The following is a 19,410-nucleotide window of genomic DNA, read 5'->3' as shown; positions in this document are numbered from 1 at the left end:
TGCGTTCCTCATTTTCTCTTGATACAAAACGCGCTCTATAAGCAGGGAAAAGGGGTTTTTGAATGAGAAGATTGGTGAAGGTATTTTTTTTCATAATGATATTGGGTTCTTTTTCTTTTTTTACTGTTGTTGTTCACGCTGAAAATAATTTGCCAGCTGCAGATATGGTTTCAGCTCCACCAGTTTTGGTGCTGAGCCTAGAAAAATCACTTGAACGCGCACTAGAAAATTATCCAAAACTGAGAGGTGCAAGCGCTGGTATCGATGCTGCAAAATTTCAGCGCGAAGAGGCTAACGCACTTTTTTGGCCAAAATTAGAATACAAATATAGAGCAGCTCCAGTTCCCAGTGATGTCAGCAATGCGCTGGGTTCTTTTTTTGATGGCAATATTACCATGTTCAATTCGTTTCATACGAATGTGATTATTCCTCTCACCACCTTTGGGCAGTTAAAAATTGCTCAAGACTTAGCAGATGGTGGAATTGAAGCTGCAAAATACTACAAGCAAAAAGAAGAACTCAATCTGGTGTATGAAGTGAAACGACTTTACTTTGGCTTGCAGTATGCGCACGAAGTGATTCGTCTCATTCAAGATGCTGCAAAAAAAGTGAACGATAAAATTGAAAGTGAAGAAGAAAAAGATACACCCGATATTGCACCAACAGACCTTATTCGCCTAAAGCTGTTTAAGGTTGAGCTGGAAAAGCGTCTTCTTGAAGCCATTGAAAATCAAGCCTTAGCCACTGATGGTTTTCGTTTTTATCTTCAGCTTCCAGACGAGCAAGTTTTTCAACTTTCTACACGAAACTTAAATCCTACTTCAGCCAGACTTGAAGCCTTTGAATCTTATATTGAAAGAGCTGCGCTTCAAACAGAGCCAGATGCCAAGTTGCTGGCCATTGGGGTTGAGACAAAAAAACGACAGCTTAAACTTGAAAAATATAAAAGACTTCCCAAAGCTGGAATTGGTCTTTTTTATGAAGTGGGTGGCACTACTTCAACGGTAACGGGAGTTGCGAACACTGATGATTACAGTAATCCTTTCAACTATCAACGAGGTGGAGTTGGCTTTCAGTTAAGTGGAGATATCGATTTTCACGCGAGCAATGCTAAAATCCAAAAAGCAAAAGCTGAAATGCTCAAGGCAAGTTTTGATCAAATGGAAGCCAAGAAAGGTTTAGAAATTAGGGCGAAAAAGGCATTCCTTTTTGCGAAACGTTCTAAAGAAAATTATCTCGCTGCCGACAAAGCCAAATCTCTTGCGAGGCAGGCGGTTTTCCTGGAAAAAAGCAATCAAGACATAGGAGTAGGAGACCAAGATAAATATGCCGAAGTGTTACAAACTCTGCTTTTAAAACGAGGCGAATACTTGAAGTCGGTGTACGACTACAATTTAGCGCTTGCAGATCTGGAACGAACAGTTGCAGTATCCCTCAAACAGATTCAACAAGGAGAACAATAAACATGAAGGCTTCAAATATTTTTTCATTTCTGGCACTTGTAGTGTGCCTTTTTCTTTTTTCGGCTTCTGGTCATGCAAAGATCACCGCCAAACCTGGTTCTCCCATGCGAGCTATTCAAAGTTTGGATGATCAGCTTTCCTCTTTTAAAAAGGGTGATCATTTAACCGAAGCTGATAAAGCCTATAATAAAAATCTCAAGAAACAAATTATCAACGGTACCTTTGATGTGCGTGAGCTTTCCAAGGTTTCGCTTGCCAGTCATTGGGCTGAACTTTCAGCTAAAGACCAAGAAAAATTTACGCAACTCATGACGGATATTTTGCAAGAGAAGGCTTTGTTTTCAAACGAACACCTTGAAGCAAAGAAAAAAGGTGGAAGCAAATATACCGTTTCTTATGTGAAAGAAAGTTACATTGCCAAAAAGAAAGACCGCGCGCAAGTGTATACCCTCATTAACATTCCGGCCGAGCGTTTAAAAATGCAGCTCAACTATAAACTGAAAAAAGAAGGCACCGAGTGGAAAATTTACGACATCATTGTAGATGAAGCCAGCTTGGTTCAAAATTACAAATACCAATTCAATAAAATTATCAATAAAGATGGATATGGCCATTTGGTAGGCCTCATGGAAAAGAAACTGAAGCAGGTAAAAGAAGAACGAGCTGCGATAGAGTTGCAGCGGACTCAAAAAAAAAGTGACTTCAGGTTCGCCAACGGAAAATAAATGAGCCGAGTTTTTTCCTCAACGTCAAAAGGATTTACGCTTCTAGAAATCCTCGTATCCAGTGCCATTTTGGCTTTCTCGCTTGTGGCACTTGTTTCGCTGCAAGGGAACACACTGCTCACCAGCCGCAGAGCCGAAACGCTTACCATTGCAACTCAACTTGCCGAAGAAAAAATGGGCGAGATTGAAATTGAGCTGCACAAAGATGAAAAAAAAGGCGAGTTTCCAGACGAGAAGTCTGAATCGGGTACGTTTGAAGGCATCTACTCTGACTATAAGTGGAGCTACGAAATAAAGCGCATCGACCTTCCAGCGCCACCTCTTGGAAACGAAGGAAGTATCCAAGCTTTGGTGGGAAAGCAATTAACTGAAGAAATCAAAAAAACCGTGCGGGAGTTGAAGCTGATTGTCTCGTGGCAAGAAAATAATGAAGAACAAACGGTTGATATTGTGACGCACATTGTGAAGTTGTAATGTGATCTTCTAAGCTTGTCATCCTGAACGTAGTGAAGGATCTCCTCAGCAAATGTAGTAGATTCTTCGCTTCGCTCAGAATGACAAGAAGCTGATTGTCAACACGCCCTAAAACAACGAAAATAAAATTCAAAATGAAAAAAAACTACAAAAAAGTAATTGTCATTCTTGCCGATGGTGCAAGGCCAGACGTGATTCAAGAGCTTTCTGCGCTTGGAAAACTTCCTTACATTACCGAACACCTGATTCAGGCTGGTACTGACTTTAAGGCCACCACCACTTTTCCTTCCACAACAGGTCCAGCTTATCTTCCATTTCTCACCGGAAATTTCGCCGGTACGGCAAACATGCCGGGGATAAGATGGTTCGATAAAAAAGCTTTCGCCAAAGGCTTTGGCTGGCCAGATGGTCACAGGAGTTATGTTGGTTTAGAAAGCTACTTCATGGGCAAAGATATCAAGGCGGGAACAGACACCTTGTTTGATCTTATCCCCGAAGCCTACAATATTTTTAATGCGGTGACGCCGCGTTTTGGAAATCGAAATCTCACTAAACTTTCTCGCATTTGGTATTGGTATTACGCGCATCTTACCGACCACTGGACTTTTGCCGACAAAGCAGCGCATGAAAAAACGATGAATGCACTTCGTATTCCCGATTTGCGTTTTTTGTTTGTGGTGTATCCCGGCATTGACGAATATGGCCACTTGGCGGGGCCAAAGCACGAGGCCACTTTAGACAGCTACAAGTTCTTGGATGAATCCATTGGCGAAATTGTAGCGGAGTTGAAGAAAAAAAATGAATGGGATAATACGCAATTGTGGATTGTCTCTGATCATGGACTTTCCAAAACCGATCATCACTTTTGTATTAACACTTTTTTGGAAGAACGAGATTTTCCAACTTTTTATTATCCCCTCATTCACCGAAGATTCAATGCCAGAGCTGCTAGCATGGTTTCTGGAAATGGTATGAGCAATGTTTCATTTCGCAATCACGATGGTTGGCAGCGTATTACCACGCAAGAAGAGCTGAGAAAAATGTCTCCAGATTTACTGAAAGATTTTTTGGCACAAGAGGCAGTTGATATAGTGGCTATCAGAAATAACGAAGGTGGTTTTGATATTCTCAGCAAGCGTGGCGAGGCAAAAGTAAAAGAAGAAGGCGATAAGATTTGCTATCAAGTGGTAAATGCAGATCCTTTCGGCTACGATGCACTTCCACAAAAGATGAGTTTTGCCGAAAGCTTTGAGCGCACCATCGACAGTGAATATCCAGATGCTCCGCTGCAACTAGCGCAATTACTGCGTTCGCCGAGAGCAGGTGATTTAATTGTGAGTGCAAAGTCTGGCTATGATTTACGTTTAAAGTTTGAACACCCAGAACATCACGGCTCACACGGTTCACTTCACTGGGAGCACATGCGTTGCGTAATGCTCTGCAATACTACCTTTGAACGGAAGCATGCCAGAAGCGCAGATCTTTTCCCCACCGTGCTTGACGCTCTTGATGTAAAGCCAACGCAAAACTGCGATGGTGTGGCGATTATTTAGGCAAAAGATCAAAAAAGTGCCAGGCACTTTCTGGTCAAAAGGAACATCACGACCCTTCTATCAAATACAATCCACCTTCAACTATGGGTTCATTTTTCTTTGGGTCTCTAGAGAGATCTGGATGTGGAAATGCATATAAGCTCCAATGACTGCGCCGCTCCATAAACCATTTTTGTGGAAGAAGATTCATATCACTTTCTCTGGCTGCTTTTAGAAAAGCTAATACGAACTTTTTTTCCTTTGGGGGAAGGCTATGAAAAAATGTTTTGGGAGCTCTTTGCACTTGTGCCAAACCCAAAGAAATGGTGATGGCTAGCGCTAGCACAAAATATGAAGTGGGAAAGCTGGCAATGGCAGTTGTTTTCAAAAGATCTTTACTGCCATAACCCGCAGCAGCACCAACCATTCCGCCGAGAAGGTAGCGATACAGCAATTCTGATTTTGCAGCGAAACAAAATCTTCGATGCACACCTCGAAGAAAAAGATTTGCTCCCACTTCAGAAAGAAGCCCAGCTTGCTCTGCAGCTGCAAGACGTTTGGGAGTTATGTTTGTTGAGTGGAGAAAATCAATAAAACCATCAGTGATACGGGGCATGATGCCGCTCACTTCTCGTATAAGAGCTCGATGCAAAACAGGCTGAAGTGGTCTTGCAACGCGAGTGGCAAAAAAACGCTCAAAGCTTGCTGGGGTATCCATATGCTCTAGCGTGTTGGGAAGGGTAAGCCATCCTGGCTGCCCCATTTTGGCAAAGAGCGATGCAAGTGGATTGAGCCGTTCTGCAAGATCGAAGGGGCGTCTTCCTTGAATGGCTTCGAGCGTCTTGCGTCTAAACGCAAGCGCATCTTTTAGAGTATCACCCACACATAAATGAGGAAGAACCTGAGTGGCATTGAACCGTGGATAGTGAAATGCTTGAACCGCCATCTTCGCTTACGTCCTTTATTTCTTTATTAAAGGTGGGTGTGCATAATGATAAGACACAGCTAAATCAAGCAGAATCTAGCTTTCCGGGGCTTGTGCTTGTTTAAGATAAAGTCCGCCATATACGAGAGGGCCATGGTGAAAAGGAACATAGCCCTGATGAACCTCAGGTGAAATGGAAAGGAGTGGTATGTCTCCTTTAGCCGTTATCTGTAAGGTAGGAATGAGTGCTTGTTGTGGAAAATAACCAGACAGAGTTCCCTCCCCATGGAGTTCCCGTAGTTGAGTAAGTGTTGTGTGAGCTTTGGTTTGTATGCTCCTCACAGGTTCATCAAGCTTGAGATGTTGTGAAAGGAAGTGAGAAAAAACCAGGCGAGGGAGAAAATCGCAACCAAGCAAAGCAGCAAGTGGAGAAAGCAAGTAAAGCCAAGCTGCGCCTTCCGCAATAAAGTTTATACCTGCTGCCATTCCCACAACGCATAGAGATTGAACGGGCTCGAACTTTGGCCTCGCTTGCTCACGTTGAAGATGTGCTAAATGATCAATATGCTGCAAAGTTCCGGTGAGAAACGTCACTGCGCCTGCTAACGTAATAAGCCCCGCTTGGATAGACTGGGCAAGCAGATCAAAGGGGATAGCTATTCTTTTTTGCTGCTTCAAAAAAGTTTCAGCATTGGGATGAAATGCTCCTGCAACACTATCGACTAAAGCTTTGTCAAAGAGAGGCCTTAAAACCCTTGCAACATTATTAGTGAAAAAGTGAGCACGCTCTTCTGGTGATTGACTGTGAAGCAGGTAAAAGTGGTCTTCATTCAGCCAATCTGGCCTCCCCATTTTTTCAAACAAACGAGTGATTGGCTGAGCTCTTGCTTTAAGAGACGTGGGAGAAAGTATTCGCTCACCCGCAAGGTGACTGCGCAAGTGAAGAGCATGACTAAGTGCAATGCCAGGCGTGAAAGCTGTATCTCTGTGAATGAGATTGTGGACGCTGAAGAAGTTGCTCATATTTTTTTAACTAAAAACCAGGCAATAATCTCCCCAAACCAAGTAGAACGCCGATAGCAAAGACTGCCGCCAAACGCAAGCCCAATCTGTATTTGTGGGGATCAAGTTTTTTGTGAAGAGAATATTGGCCAGCTTGTCCAAGGGCAAGCAAGGGAATGGTGCCCAAGGCAAAACTTGCCATGAGTATAGCAGCTTGAAGTGCAGAACTTGCCAGAAGTGAGCTTGCCAGCGCGGCATACAGCAAGCCGCAGGGAAGAAGCGGCGAGAAACTTCCAAGCAGCATTGCCCTTGCTTGAGCGGAAGCAAACAATGGATGCTTCAAAAGCGAAAGTTGCAGACGTGATACAAAGCGCGGCGCTTTCAGCTGAAGGCCAAAAGCGTAAAGGGCAAGGGGAATAACAACAAGCCACTTGAGTGGGAGATGCACAAAAAACTGCTGCAAGCCTTGGCCAAAAACATTCAGCACAGCACCTGCAAGTGCATAGCTTAAGAGGCGTGCAAAATGATAGCTAGCCAAGATGAAGGTGTTTCTGTTTTGCTGTGGCCCAATAAACAAAGCTGATAACGGCCCACACATGCCCAAGCAGTGCAGGCTTCCTCCAAGCCCTAAAAGAAAAAAGGCGAAGAGAGTGAGTGGAATGTTGGTGCTGATGTGGTGGCAGAGTTCGTTCATTTTTCTTCTTTGGCTTCTTTTTTCTTTGCTTACTATGATTTAGATCATAGTTCAAAAGAGAAAAAACTATAGGTTCCCCCAAAATATGCCAGCACCTTGTTTACATTGCTCACAAGCTATCCCTGCCAGGCGAAGTGTCAGCCAGTTTTGTTGTGCTGGCTGTGAAGCGGTGTATACGCTGCTGCACGATGCAGGCTTGCAGCGCTTTTACAAGCTGAAGGATGAAAAAACGTTGCCGCTCGTGCATTATTTTTCCCGGAAGAGAAATTTCGATTGGCTCCAAGAGCAGGATGGTTTCAAAACAGGTTCACTTCACCTTTCGCTTGAAGGCATTCAATGTGCAGCATGTGTGTGGCTGATAAAAGAGCTGGCCAAACAGTTTGCGCATCTTCAGGTGAAAGTTGATAGTTCGTTAGGAGAGCTGCACCTTCGCTTCCTTCCAGAAAAAGTTGATGTGACGGCATTTCTGCTGCGTTTGCAAGAGTTTGGTTATCGCACGGCTCCACTTCAAGAGAGAGAAAGATCTGGAGATCAATCGATCTTGCTTCGTATGGGGATCTGCCTTGCCATAGCGATGAACACGATGTTTCTGACCATCTCATTTTATCTTGGCCTCAACCAAAATGAAGCGTTGTTGTTTTCGCTTTTTTCAAAACTCAACTTTTTTCTTTCGTTTGTTTCCTTTTTTGTGGGCGGAACATATTTTATTTCGCGAGCTTTCTTGGCGCTAAAGCATCGCGTTCTTCACTTCGATTTACCCATTGCGCTTGGTATCGTGGCGGCATTTTCAGGTTCCATCTATGCTTCCTGGCAGCATCACTATTCTGCACTCTATTTTGATACGCTCAATATTTTTATCGCCCTTATGCTGGTGGGCCGATATCTTCAGCATCGTTTTGTGGCAAAAAATCGATCACGCGTTTTGAATGAGCAGTATGACTTTGCAGAAAAAGTGAAAAAGATTGAAGGAACACAATTGTGCGAGGTCAGTGTGAACACGCTTGTTGCAGGCGATCTTCTACTTCTTCAAACGGGAGATGTTTTTCCCGTTCAATGTTCGCTGTGCGGAGAGGAAGCGGTTGAGATAAACAAAAGTTTCAGAACTGGGGAAAGTGAAGCTGTGCTTGTTTCTCCGGGTGAATTGATTGAAGCAGGAAGTATTTTGCTCAGCGCTAAAGCCGCAAAAGTGGCTGCATGTTCAAGCTATGATGCACAGTTTTGGAAAACTTTTTTTAAGCAAGAAAAAGAAGAAGAGCTTTCTGCCCTTTGGCAAGTGGTGAGTAAATACTACGTACTTTTTGTGTTGGTGGCTGCAAGCCTTGGAGGGGTACTGTGGTTTTTTCTTGATGCAGCCCTTATGCTTCCGGTGATGATTTCCATTTTGGTGGTCACTTGTCCTTGCAGCCTTGGCATTGCCATTCCTTTGGCGAGAAGTATTGCCAACCAACGTCTGATTGCGGAAGGTGTTTTCGTTCGTAGAAATGATCTGCTTGAAAACCTTCACAAGGTAAAAAGTGTGGTTTGTGATAAAACGGGCACACTTACGTTGAGTGATTTGTATCTGCTCAATCCGGAAAAACTTGAATCGTTAAGCAGTGAAGACCAGGCTGTGTTGTACCACATGGTTTCAAAAAGTAGGCATCCTGCAAGCAGGGCTTTGTACCATTATCTCTCCCTCAAAAAACTTCCATGGGCAGATAAAGCAGTAGAGGAGCGGGTTGGAGAGGGTATTCTCATTTTTGAAAAAGGGAAAAAATATTTTTTAGGCCGATCACAAGCGCAAACAAATTTTTCATACCAAGTTGATTTTTGTATTGATGACAAGGTTAGGGCCCAATTTCTTTTTGAAGAAGATGTTTTACAAGATGCGGCACAATCATTTTCAGCACTTCAATCACAAGGATACGAAGTTTTTTTACTGAGCGGAGACAAGCAAAATCGAGTTCAGCATATGGCAAGTACTCTGGGCATTTCACAACAACATGCTTTCGGTGAGCAAAAGCCAGAAGAAAAGGCGGCTTTTGTTTCACAACTTGCAGGCACGTACCCACTTTTCTTGGGAGATGGCTTAAACGATAGGCAAGCTTTTGCGAATGCTTTTCTTTCCACAACTCCGTTGGGCGAAAAAACTTTTTTACTGGAGGATTCAGATTTCTTTTTTCTTTCAGGTTCCTTGGCATGGTTGCCAAAAATGTTTGATATTGCGAAACGTTTTTACGCAGTGCTTCGCTTCAATCTTTTTTTCGCGGCGGTTTACAATCTAATAGCAGTAGGGCTGGCCCTTGCAGGGCTTATGAATCCGCTCTTGTGTGCGGTGCTAATGCCTACAAGCTCACTCTTGGTTATTGCCCTTAGTTTTTCTAAGATGAAGAGGAAAATATGAACATCATCGTTTTGCTCTTGTTTATTTCTTTTGTGCTTGTTTTGGGAGCGGTGCTTCTTTTTGTTTACTCAGGCAGAAATCATGATTTAGATCATAGTGATGAACTGTCGCTTATGCCACTAGATGACGAATTATATCAGGGAAAGGAAGAAAATACCCATGAGAGAAACGAAGATAGTTTATAACGACAGTGTAACGCGGTATTTTATTTTTGCCTCCATTCTGTTTGGAATTGTGGGCATGCTTGTTGGCGTGCTTGTTGCGGCTCAGCTGGCGTTTTGGCAAGCCAACTTTGATACATCGTGGTTGAGCTTTGGAAGGCTTCGTCCGTTGCATACCAATGCCGTTATTTTTGCTTTTGTGGGCAACATGCTTTTTGCGGGAATTTATTATTCCACTCAACGCTTACTTAAAACCAGAATGGCCTCCGATCTTTTAAGCAAAATTCATTTTTGGGGATGGCAGCTTATTATTGTAGCAGCCGCAATCACGCTCCCAATGGGCATCACCCAAGGGAAGGAATATGCAGAGCTTGAATGGCCCATTGATATTGCCATTGCTGTAGTGTGGGTTGTTTTCGCCATTAACTTTTTTTGGACCTTCAAAAAACGAAATGAAAAAAATATTTATGTTTCAATTTGGTTTTACATTGCCACGATTATTACCGTCGCGGTGCTTCACATTGTAAACAGTTTAAGTCTTCCCCTCGATTTTTTTAAGTCGTACTCCATTTTTTCTGGAGCTCAAGATGCGTTGGTGCAGTGGTGGTATGGTCACAACGCTGTGGCATTTTTTCTCACTACGCCCATTTTGGGAATTATGTATTACTTCATGCCCAAGGCAGTTGAAAAACCCGTCTACTCTTATCGGCTTTCCATCATTCACTTTTGGGCTTTAGTGTTTTTGTACATTTGGGCCGGGCCGCATCACCTCTTGTACACTGCACTTCCCGACTGGGCTCAAACTTTAGGGATGGTATTTAGCGTTGCTCTTTGGGCTCCAAGCTGGGGTGGTATGATCAACGGTTTGCTCACGCTTAGAGGTGCGTGGGATAAGCTCCGCACCGATCCTGTGGTGAAATTTTTGGCAGCAGGCATCACGTTTTATGGAATGTCCACCTTTGAAGGGCCTATGCTTTCCATCAAGTCCATCAATGCGCTGGCGCATTCTACCGATTGGATTATTGCTCACGTTCATGCTGGAGCGCTTGGTTGGAATGGTTTTATGGCAGCGGGAATGTTTTACTGGCTTATCCCAAGACTCTTCGACACCAAGTTGTATTCGAAAAAGATGGCAGACTTCCATTTTTGGGTGGGGCTCATTGGCATCTTGCTTTACGTTGCCGCCATGTATGCAAGTGGACTTACTCAAGGCTTGATGTGGAGAGCGCTTTCTGCCGATGGAACCTTAACGTATCCAAACTTTTTGGAATCGATTATCGCTTCTCACAATATGTATTATCTTCGCATTGTTGGAGGTTCACTTTTTCTCCTCACTTTTATTCTCATGGCCTACAACCTAGTGCGTACGGCACTTTCCGGACGGGCAGTAGATGGAGTGGTGCATGTCATTGTTGAAGAAAAACAAGAGGAAGTGAGCACAAAGCGTTTGCTGATGAGTCCAACGTTTTGTCTTGTTGTGGTGGGGCTTGCGCTTTTGTTTTTGCTTGCCAGTAAAAGTATTGTGCAATCGTTTTTAGTGCTCTTTGCTTTTGCGGTGTTGATTGTAGCTGCAGTAATTATGGTGAGTAAAAAAATAGACAGGCCAGGCGGAAAATCATGGCATGAGGCTCTTGAAGGGAAACCCTTTCTGTTTGCATCGCTTGTGCTTGTTGCCATTCTCATTGGTGGAGCAGCTGAAATTATTCCGCCACTTATGAGCAAAGATGCTTTATCGTTTCAGCATGCAGCAACGCCTTACACGCCGCTTGAATTGGTGGGCCGTGATATTTATGTGCGCGAAGGGTGCTACAATTGCCATACGCAAATGGTGCGTCCGCTTGTTTCCGAGACAATGCGTTATGGTCCATATTCCGAAGCATGGGAATCGATGTACGATCATCCTTTTCAATGGGGTTCAAAACGCACGGGCCCAGATTTACAACGCGTTGGTGGAAAATATCCAGATCTCTGGCACTACAAGCATCTTGTAGATCCTCGCTCTACATCACAAGGTTCGCTCATGCCTTCGTATGCATTTCTTGAAAAAACTAACGTTGACTTCGATACTCTTTCTCATCGCGTGAAAGTGATGAAGCAACTTGGAGTGCCTTATACTGATGCAGATATTTACCTTGCTCCAATCAATGCAAAAGATCAGGCCAAAAAAATTGCACAAGGCTTAAAAGCGCAAGGGATAAGGACTTCCAGTGAGAGTGAATTGTTGGCGATGATTGCATATCTTCAAAAAATTGGAAAAGATCACAAACAATTCTCGAAGGAGCAACCATGAAACAAGAATTTCTAAAACTACTTGGCATGGAAGGAAGCTCTGTTGCTGTTTTGATTTTGTTTGTCACCCTTTTTGTAGTTGCGATTGTTTTGATCTTTCGCAAAAAAAAGAAAAAGAAATACGAAAAAATTTCCCAACTTCCTCTCCAAGATGATGAAGATAAGGAGTAGCACATGACAAACGACAATCAAAAAGATGTGGTAAAAAAACACTCTTACGATGGCATTCAAGAATACGACAACAAGCTTCCACGTTGGTGGGTAGGCACTTTTATTCTCACCGTCATTTTTGGATTGGGATATTGGTTTTACTATCAAGTATTTGACATTGGAAAATCTCAAGTTGAAGCTTACAACGATGTTCTGGGTATTCAAGCGTCAGAAGCCAAAGAAAAGAGTGCAGAAAGTGAAGTGCTGTTTGATCTTGCGGCGGTAGAAAAAATTCAGGCTGACGCTCATGAAATGGATGAGGCTAAGCAAGTTTTTCAGCAAAATTGTATTGCATGTCATGGCCCTGAAGCGGGTGGTGGCATTGGCCCAAATCTTACCGATGACTATTGGATTCATGGTGCTGGCGTTCAAGATATTTTTGCTGTAATTCAAAATGGCGTTGTTGAAAAAGGAATGTTGGCATGGAAGGGTGTGCTCTCACGTGAAAAAATAGAAGAGCTTGTTGCCTACGTACTATCTTTACGAGGAACACAGCCAAAGGATGCAATAGGGCCGCAGGGGGAACTTGTAATACCAGCAAAATAAAATACTATGGAAAATTCCAATGATCTTCATCAACGGCCATCATCAATTCGTACCGACGGAAAACGAATTAAGATTCGTATTGCCGATGTAAAAGGAATTTTTCAGCGTTGGAAAAAACTTGTCTTCCTTCTCCTCATCTTTATTTATGCAGCTTTGCCGTGGATAAAAATTGGTGAGAATCCACTTGTTTTCATTGACGTTACCCACCGAAAGTTTTTTCTTTTTGGGCTTACGTTTAATGCCCAAGATTTTTATCTGGTTTTTTTTGTTGTGACCGGCATTGCCTTTTCTCTTTTTTATCTTGCTGCAGTTGCAGGAAGGTTGTGGTGCGGCTGGGCTTGCCCGCACACTGTTTTTTTGGAAGGAGTTTTCAGAAGAATTGAGCGCTGGATAGAAGGTCCACGGTCGGCGCAGCTTGCTTTGGAAAAAGCTCCTTGGAACATTAAAAAACTCTTTTTGTTTTCCGTTAAACATTTTCTCTTTTTTCTTTGTGCCCTTGTCATCACGCATATTTTTTTGAGCTATTTTATTTCACTTCCCATTTTGTGGAACTACATGCAGCAAAGCCCGTATGAACATTGGCCAGTGTTTGTGTGGATGATGGTAATGACGGGCATTATTTACCTACACTTTGCATGGTTTCGAGAACAGCTCTGTTTAATCGTTTGCCCGTATGGCCGTATCCAGTCTGCGTTAGCCGATGATGACACCTTGGTAATTGGCTACGATTATTTACGAGGTGAGCCCAGAGGAAAAAAGAATGATCCCGCACGCGGAGCATGTATCAATTGCCATCGTTGTGTGGATGTTTGCCCAACTGGCATTGATATTCGCGAAGGAATGCAGCTTGAATGTGTTGGCTGCGCCAATTGCATCGATGCGTGCAATGAAATTATGATCAAAATTGGACAAGCTCCAGGTTTGATTCGCTATGATTCACTCAATGGGTTGTTGAAAAAAACGCGACGCATTATAAGGCCGCGGCTTTTGCTCTATAATTTTTTCTTTTTTCTCGGTGTTGCTGTTTTTTCTTTTTTTGTCACGATGCGAAAACCCTTCGAAGCAAATACGCTGCGCGCTTTAGGGCAGGCGCCATATGTGCTCACAAGTGAAGGAAATATTCGAAATCAGTTTATAGTGCATATCGCCAACAAAGGAGGGGAGGAAAATAATTTTTTCCTTTCTGTTGAAGCTCCGCAAGAAGTAAATGTGCTTTTGCCAATTACAAGCATTTCTCTAAAAAGTTTAGAAGATAAACAGGTTCCTTTTTTTGTAGAAATGCCTGCCAAACATTTTTCACATGAATTTTCATTTACCGTGAAAGTAAAAGAAAACAAGCAACAACGAGAACTGCGTTCTGAAGTCCTTTTCTTAGGCCCATCAGCACAAAGATAAGTGCCAAGCATTGCTGGTGCTGTTTTTCCTTGAATCAAATTTTCACTCGGCTATGTAGTCGCAGCTAGTTCAATGGTTTACATCACTATAGATAGAGGAGTTGTTATGAAAGTTGGCGTGCTTATAAAACAAGTTCCCGATACTGCGAGCAAGATTGTAGTGTCCGATGGAAAAATTGATGAATCAGGCTTTAAATGGGTAGTGAGCCCTTACGATGAATTTGGAATTGAAGAAGCCCTAAAGCTGAAAGATGCTGGCAAAGCCACAGAAGTAGTATTGATAAGCTGTGGTCCAGCAAGAGTGGTTGAAGCGCTTCGTCAAGGTTTGGCCATGGGGGCAGACCGCGCTATTCACATCAAAAGTGAAGGCGCAGAGCTTGATCCCTTCACCACAGCAACAGCGCTTGCAGCCGTTGCCAAAGAGGAATCATTCAACATCATCTTCGCGGGAAAACAAGCTGTAGACGATGATTGCGGCCAAGTGCATCTTGGCGTTGCAGAATTTTTGGGATGGCCTCATGTGTCGCCTGTTGAGCACCTTGAACTTGGCGAAGGCTTTGTGACTGCAAAGCGCCCAATTCCCGGTGGAAAAACTGAAGTGCACAAAGTAACACTGCCTGCAGTAATTGGCTGCGATAAAGGCCCCAAAGATCCGCGCTATGCTTCACTTCCAGGCATTATGAAGGCGAAATCCAAGCCACTTGCAGAAAAAAATCTTGCTGATGTGCTAGCAGGAAAAACAGTGGAGCTAAAAAACACTTCAGTGTCATTGCCCAAACAAGAACGCTTGCACAAAATCATCGAAGGCGATGCGGCCACCGCAGCGAAAGAGTTAGCAAGGTGTTTAAGAGAAGATGCAAAAGTGATTTAGAGGTTTTAATGTCATTGCGATCCGCCTCTGGCGGAGTGGCAATCTCCTCTTTGTCATTCCCGAATGAACTTGTCGGGAATCCAGGGGTTTTAAATTGGAATTGAATTGCTGGATCTCCGACTAACACATTCGGAGATGACAGTTTGATGAGTATTCGAGGATGACAAGAGAATTAAGATTGCTTCACCAAAACATCGGTTCGCAATGACAAATAAATATTGAAATAAAGGGAGAAATAATGAGTGCACTTTTAATTCTAGTTGAACATACAAATGGAAAAGTAAAAAAATACAGCCTCGAGCTTGCCAGCAAGGCAGCTGAACTTGCGGGCAAGTGCAACTTAGACTTGATTGCTCTTAGCTTTGGCGAAGGTGCAGAAAACACAAAAGCCGAACTTGAACAATATGGCGTGAAAAAAATCTTCGCAGCATCTTCACTTTCAGCTTTCAACAGCGAGCAGTATTCCGCAGCGCTTGTGCAAGTGATGCAAGAGCAGTCGGCAACGTGTGTGTTGGGAAGTGCAAGCCCATTCGGAAAAGATATTTTAGGCCGGGCTGCAATGAAGGCCAATGCTGGATTAGCCACCGATTGCATCGCCATCGACTGCGACGGCGGAAAATTAAAAGCAAAGCGTCCTATTTTTGCAGGCAAAGCCATTGTAGATGTAAGCTTGGAAAGCAAAATCCAAATGGCAACCTTGCGTCCAAATACATTTCCCCTAAAAGCCCAAGCTGTAACAGCTGATGTAGTTGCCTTTGCACCTGTAGCTGTTGCTTCGCGAAGTGAGCTGGTAAAAATAGAAGAGTCTGAAGCAGGTGTGATGGATTTAACTGAAGCAGACAAAATTATTTCAGCTGGAAGATCAATCGGAAATGCAGATAACTTTAAAATGATTTACGATTGTGCAAAAGCCTTGCACGCAAGTGTTGGTGCATCGCGCGCAGCCGTTGATGCAGGCTACATTGGCCACGATCACCAAGTGGGACAAACCGGAAAAACCGTAAACCCAAGCCTCTACATCGCGTGCGGTATTTCTGGAGCCATCCAACATTTTGCCGGCATGCGCACCAGCAAAATTGTAGTAGCCATCAACAAAGATGCCGACGCCCCCATTTTCCAACACGCAGATTATGGTATCGTAGCCGACATGTTCGAAGTGGTTCCAGAATTAACAAAAGCGTTTCAGGGATTGATGAGTGAGTAGTAGCGAGGAAGAAAATTTTGATTCGTCATTGCGAAGTGTTTTGTGCTGAAGCAATCTGGATCTAGATTTGTCATCCTCTGGCTTGAGCAGGTTTGCCTGCCGGCAGGCAGGGGCAGGGGATCCAGCAATTCTTGTTTTTCCTCAACGCCTATAAATCACTTGTCCACATTCTTTCACATGTTGTTTGAGAGATTCGTTACTAATTTCACTTTCTAAGAGGACATCGAAAAAGTAGGGGAGTGGAATTTCTTCTTCAAGCTGATGTTTTACTTCAAGAAGTGTGCTGTGGTCTAGCTCACCAAGCAGCACCAAATCCACATCAGAGCCTGGCTTGAAATTTCCCATGGCGCGCGAGCCAAAAAGAATTACTTTTTCAAGATCTGAAAACTGAACAAAGACATTGTGCATGAGTTGAAGCTCTTCAGAGTTGAGACCGACTGTCATGACGTGAGTTTACCTTTGAGGGTGGTGTGAAGTTGTTTGAGCAAGGGAAAGTAATCTTCACGAATAAGTTTTTCCACTTTTTGTGCAGTAGCCTCATTATAAGTGTGCGTGGTAAGATTGCGGTCTTCCAAAGCTTTTATCCAAAGGTGACCATTTTGAATGGTGCCTTCTTGAAATGCCTGCTTCAAAGTTTCGCGTGGACTTGCTGTTTGAAAACCGACTGACTCTAGATAATCTTTCAACGTTTTCCATGATAGCTCAAACGTAATTTCAAAAAACTGAATAAGCCCAGCTCTTTCCGCAATGGAAGGGTTTGAAATAGCTATAGTATTTTCAAGATTAAAAAAAGCATTTTCAAAATTCTGAAAACGCTGTTTCCACCGAATATCTTTTTGATTCATGCGCACCCTCGTAAACGAGATAATGCATCTTTGCAAGAGACAATTATGGAGCAAAGTTAAACTGAGGTAACTCGTAAGGACGTTTGCCGTGCGTGAGTCCGCCTACAAGCACATTCCAAAATGCGCCACTTATAGGATCTCTGGGCTCATTATGCCACAATTCACTTTTTGCCCATTCGATTTGATAGCGTAATTCTCCTAAAAGGAGTTGGTATCTCCATGCGGTTTTAATCTGCTCAATTAAAGCTCCAGCAGTTATAGCATCTGCGTCTATCCGTGGAACGTAAGTATAGTCGCTTAATTTTTTTCTCCCAGCAGCTTCAAGGCGATAGGTAACAGCACCTAGCGCACAGGCCGTTATGGCACTTGCCACGCCCATGATAACATTTGTTTCCGCTGGGAATTGTTCGGTGGCTATAGTGTATCCCGACAATAAAACTCCAGCAGCAATAAGGCCAGAAACGAAAGCAGTAAGAGCGTGATTTGCTCCTCCTGTTTGATCTGAATCAAAAACTCTTCCGCGCTGACATTTTAAGAGAGGTGATGCGGTAAGTTCAGCTAATTTTTTCGCAGTTTGATCCAAGCAGCTATCAATCAATCCCATGCAAGCAGCTGCGGAAACAAGCCCCAGCTCTACCGTAGCGGGGAGTGGGGAACTCACATCAAGTGCACCATTTTCAGATTCTGTTATCGTAAGAAGCTGACATTTTAACATGTTCTGGGTAGGTTTAGGCAATTGAGCGAGGTCTTTCATTTTACCAGTAAAGATAGGAAATAAGTTCCTCCTGAATTCATCTTGTAGATGTTTAATCCCCTGCGGAGACGCAAAAGTTGTCATATTTTGATCATTTAGGCGGACCAAAACTTTTCTCAAAATATCCGTGGTAGAATTAGCCGGAAGCCTCATAAAACACGAAGCTGTTGTCATTTGTGTACCCAAGGTTATAGGTGTTGCTGCAATATTCATATCTACTCCTCATAAAGTGAAATGTTGTACTTGTTCTCTTATCGCAAAAGCTCAAAAAAGTTGTGTGTTTTTTGCTTCAAAAAAGCTTGGTCTTTAATGCAACTTTGCCCCTGCTTCCGGCCGATAATAAAAGGAGTGGGGGCGGGAACCTTAATGTTTTTGAGAAAGGAGCTTGCGTAAATAGCTAATATTACGTACTATTTGGACATATGACTTTACCTTCATTTCTAAATACTTTTGTGAAACTTGCTGTAATCCTTTCACTTTTTGCTGGCTTTGCCTGCACGGGAAAGGTGAATGGGGCTTTTTATTACGACAAAAACCAGAATGGCCGCTTGGATACAGGCGAAGAGGCTGGTCAGTTTGTGCGTTTTAGCGTTGTAAAAGATGGCGAAACCTTTGCTGAAGAGCTCATCTCTGACAAAACTGGCGAATACCAATTCACCGGCGAAAAGGGTGTGTTCTGCATTGAGGTAGACAAGAAAACGCTTTCGGCGTCACCTTCGGAAACCACGGCCAAGAACATATCTGCCGAACAGATCACAAAACAAGTTCCCAGTTTTGGTGGAGAGGAATCGAATACTTCATCATCAAGCTCGTCCTCTAACTCATCTTCAAATACAAACTCCAATACAAACTCTTCAAACCAAAACAACTCGAATAATAATTCTTCTTCAACGCAAAATAATTCAAACAACACAACTTCGAATGCGAACAGTTCTTCAAGTTCAACAGAAGACACTTCTCCTGTTGCAGAAAACTGTATTCGCAAAAAAGGGTTTGCAGGTTCTGTGAAAAAAGACATCAGTCTAGGTTACGATCTCTTGGGAGATATAAGTCACATGAGCTCGCGCGAGCCGTGTGAACTTTCTCCGCTGCAGTCATGCGAAGTTTCGGTTCCATATCCTTGCGATTGTACGCTGCAAGATTTTTTCGTGCCGTCGGAATTCCTCACCGTGCATAGCTCTGCGGACACTGGAAGTTTTGATGCCGACATTGGTCACTTCGAATTTTCTCTTAATTCAAACCCCGTCATTATCAGAGAAGGCAGAGCAGGGAAGGCTGATATTTGTAAGACAAAATTTTATTTTGTGGTAAATCGAAATGCTCCACCACGTACTACAAGCTACGATTTTCTTCCCAAAGCAGATTGCCCCGATGGCGTGCACGATCTCAAAGGGATTAAAGTGAATGTAGATGCCACCCCGGAACTTCGCATGAGCCAACAGTTTGATGGCGATGTTGATTGGGGTTCTCGTTTTGATATGGACATCACGGTTAAAAATCAGCGCAAAGGCAAAGTGCAAAACTGCGAACTGTCTTGTGATTTTCAGTCAAAAATTGATGTGATATCAGCGTTGCCCGCAGCAGATTGTGACCCTGGCTCAAACCCCGCAATGTGTGATTGCAGCTTAGACACAGGCGAAGAAGAGAAAACCTTCCACTTCAATTTTCACATGCCGGAAAGCAATGAGTTCAATGCTTCCACTTCATTTACCTTTAAGTGCAAACTGGAGGCTACAGGTTTGGATGTGCCTCTAGAACAATCACGCACCTTCCGTTTGGTTCCTTAGTGTCGTGCTCCTTGTCATCCTCTGGCTTTGTTTTTTACTGTCATCCTCGCGAACGCGGGGATCTATCGTCTTAAAGGTCAAGCAGAAAGCGGATAAAATGCGATGTTATTTTTTAACATGGCATTTAAACACACAATCATCTTACGCATGA

19 protein-coding genes are annotated in these 19,410 nt (G+C 43.3%); 13 read left to right on the top strand and 6 right to left on the bottom strand.

The window, feature by feature from the left end:
- Positions 1-62 precede the first annotated feature (62 nt).
- The 4 genes from COV43_00270 (at position 63) to COV43_00255 (ending at position 4,215) form a co-directional block, all read left to right on the top strand.
- On the top strand, positions 63-1,463 hold the full coding sequence (locus COV43_00270) for a hypothetical protein (protein ID PIR26854.1): 1,401 nt from the start codon (positions 63-65) through the stop codon (positions 1,461-1,463).
- 2 nt (positions 1,464-1,465) lie between these two features.
- Complete coding sequence (locus tag COV43_00265; GenBank protein PIR26853.1) at positions 1,466-2,188, top strand: hypothetical protein; 723 nt, start codon at positions 1,466-1,468, stop codon at positions 2,186-2,188.
- A complete protein-coding gene (locus COV43_00260) occupies positions 2,189-2,662 on the top strand; it encodes a hypothetical protein (GenBank protein ID PIR26852.1) in 474 nt (157 codons plus the stop codon).
- A 134-nt stretch (positions 2,663-2,796) separates the two neighbouring features.
- On the top strand, positions 2,797-4,215 hold the full coding sequence (locus tag COV43_00255; GenBank protein PIR26851.1) for a hypothetical protein: 1,419 nt from the start codon (positions 2,797-2,799) through the stop codon (positions 4,213-4,215).
- Between the two features lie 46 nt (positions 4,216-4,261).
- Here COV43_00255 and COV43_00250 read toward each other — a convergent pair whose 3' ends face one another.
- The 3 genes from COV43_00250 to COV43_00240 all read right to left on the bottom strand — a co-directional run bounded on the left by COV43_00250 (position 4,262) and on the right by COV43_00240 (position 6,815).
- Complete coding sequence (locus COV43_00250; GenBank protein PIR26850.1) at positions 4,262-5,140, bottom strand: hypothetical protein; 879 nt, start codon at positions 5,138-5,140, stop codon at positions 4,262-4,264.
- A gap of 75 nt (positions 5,141-5,215) precedes the next feature.
- Positions 5,216-6,142: a hypothetical protein gene (locus tag COV43_00245; GenBank protein PIR26849.1), complete on the bottom strand. Its 927-nt coding sequence runs from the start codon at positions 6,140-6,142 to the stop codon at positions 5,216-5,218.
- A gap of 10 nt (positions 6,143-6,152) precedes the next feature.
- A complete protein-coding gene (locus tag COV43_00240; GenBank protein ID PIR26848.1) occupies positions 6,153-6,815 on the bottom strand; it encodes a hypothetical protein in 663 nt (220 codons plus the stop codon).
- Positions 6,816-6,900: 85 nt separating this feature from the next.
- Between COV43_00240 and COV43_00235 the strand changes: the two genes are divergently transcribed.
- The 8 genes from COV43_00235 to COV43_00200 all read left to right on the top strand — a co-directional run bounded on the left by COV43_00235 (position 6,901) and on the right by COV43_00200 (position 15,873).
- Complete coding sequence (locus COV43_00235; protein PIR26847.1) at positions 6,901-9,198, top strand: hypothetical protein; 2,298 nt, start codon at positions 6,901-6,903, stop codon at positions 9,196-9,198.
- Positions 9,195-9,383 carry a cytochrome oxidase gene (locus tag COV43_00230; GenBank protein PIR26846.1) on the top strand — a complete coding sequence of 63 codons (189 nt, stop codon included), beginning with the start codon at positions 9,195-9,197 and terminating at the stop codon, positions 9,381-9,383. The genes COV43_00235 and COV43_00230 overlap by 4 nt, the downstream gene beginning before the upstream one ends.
- Positions 9,358-11,649 (top strand): cytochrome C oxidase Cbb3, encoded by a 2,292-nt coding sequence (locus COV43_00225; protein ID PIR26845.1) that lies wholly within the window; start codon positions 9,358-9,360, stop codon positions 11,647-11,649. The genes COV43_00230 and COV43_00225 overlap by 26 nt, the downstream gene beginning before the upstream one ends.
- Entirely contained in the window at positions 11,646-11,819 is a 174-nt protein-coding gene (locus tag COV43_00220) for a hypothetical protein (GenBank protein PIR26844.1), read from the top strand. Before COV43_00225 ends, COV43_00220 begins: the two co-directional genes overlap by 4 nt.
- Before the next feature lie 3 nt (positions 11,820-11,822).
- Positions 11,823-12,404, top strand: a complete 582-nt coding sequence (locus tag COV43_00215) for a hypothetical protein (protein ID PIR26843.1) — start codon at positions 11,823-11,825, stop codon at positions 12,402-12,404.
- A 6-nt stretch (positions 12,405-12,410) separates the two neighbouring features.
- Positions 12,411-13,799: a cytochrome c oxidase accessory protein CcoG gene (gene ccoG / locus COV43_00210; GenBank protein PIR26842.1), complete on the top strand. Its 1,389-nt coding sequence runs from the start codon at positions 12,411-12,413 to the stop codon at positions 13,797-13,799.
- Between the two features lie 105 nt (positions 13,800-13,904).
- On the top strand, positions 13,905-14,669 hold the full coding sequence (locus COV43_00205) for an electron transfer flavoprotein subunit beta (GenBank protein PIR26841.1): 765 nt from the start codon (positions 13,905-13,907) through the stop codon (positions 14,667-14,669).
- A 238-nt stretch (positions 14,670-14,907) separates the two neighbouring features.
- Positions 14,908-15,873 (top strand): electron transfer flavoprotein subunit alpha, encoded by a 966-nt coding sequence (locus COV43_00200; protein PIR26840.1) that lies wholly within the window; start codon positions 14,908-14,910, stop codon positions 15,871-15,873.
- A gap of 141 nt (positions 15,874-16,014) precedes the next feature.
- On the opposite strand, the gene COV43_00195 is transcribed toward COV43_00200, so the two are convergent.
- The 3 genes from COV43_00195 to COV43_00185 are packed head-to-tail and all read right to left on the bottom strand — an operon-like array spanning position 16,015 to position 17,685.
- The gene (locus tag COV43_00195; GenBank protein ID PIR26875.1) at positions 16,015-16,281 is read right to left on the bottom strand and encodes a DNA polymerase III subunit beta; all 267 of its coding nucleotides are present in this window, start codon (positions 16,279-16,281) and stop codon (positions 16,015-16,017) included.
- Positions 16,282-16,313: 32 nt separating this feature from the next.
- Positions 16,314-16,718 (bottom strand): nucleotidyltransferase, encoded by a 405-nt coding sequence (locus COV43_00190; protein ID PIR26839.1) that lies wholly within the window; start codon positions 16,716-16,718, stop codon positions 16,314-16,316.
- Positions 16,719-16,761: 43 nt separating this feature from the next.
- The gene (locus tag COV43_00185; protein ID PIR26838.1) at positions 16,762-17,685 is read right to left on the bottom strand and encodes a hypothetical protein; all 924 of its coding nucleotides are present in this window, start codon (positions 17,683-17,685) and stop codon (positions 16,762-16,764) included.
- Between the two features lie 209 nt (positions 17,686-17,894).
- Between COV43_00185 and COV43_00180 the strand changes: the two genes are divergently transcribed.
- Positions 17,895-19,259: a hypothetical protein gene (locus tag COV43_00180; protein PIR26837.1), complete on the top strand. Its 1,365-nt coding sequence runs from the start codon at positions 17,895-17,897 to the stop codon at positions 19,257-19,259.
- The last annotated feature ends 151 nt before the right edge of the window (positions 19,260-19,410 follow it).

This window comes from Deltaproteobacteria bacterium CG11_big_fil_rev_8_21_14_0_20_42_23 (genome assembly GCA_002796345.1).
Lineage (GTDB): Bacteria > UBA10199 > UBA10199 > 2-02-FULL-44-16 > 2-02-FULL-44-16 > 1-14-0-20-42-23.
Note: the sequence above shows the minus strand (reverse complement) of the source record. Positions and strands in the feature narration are given on the sequence as shown.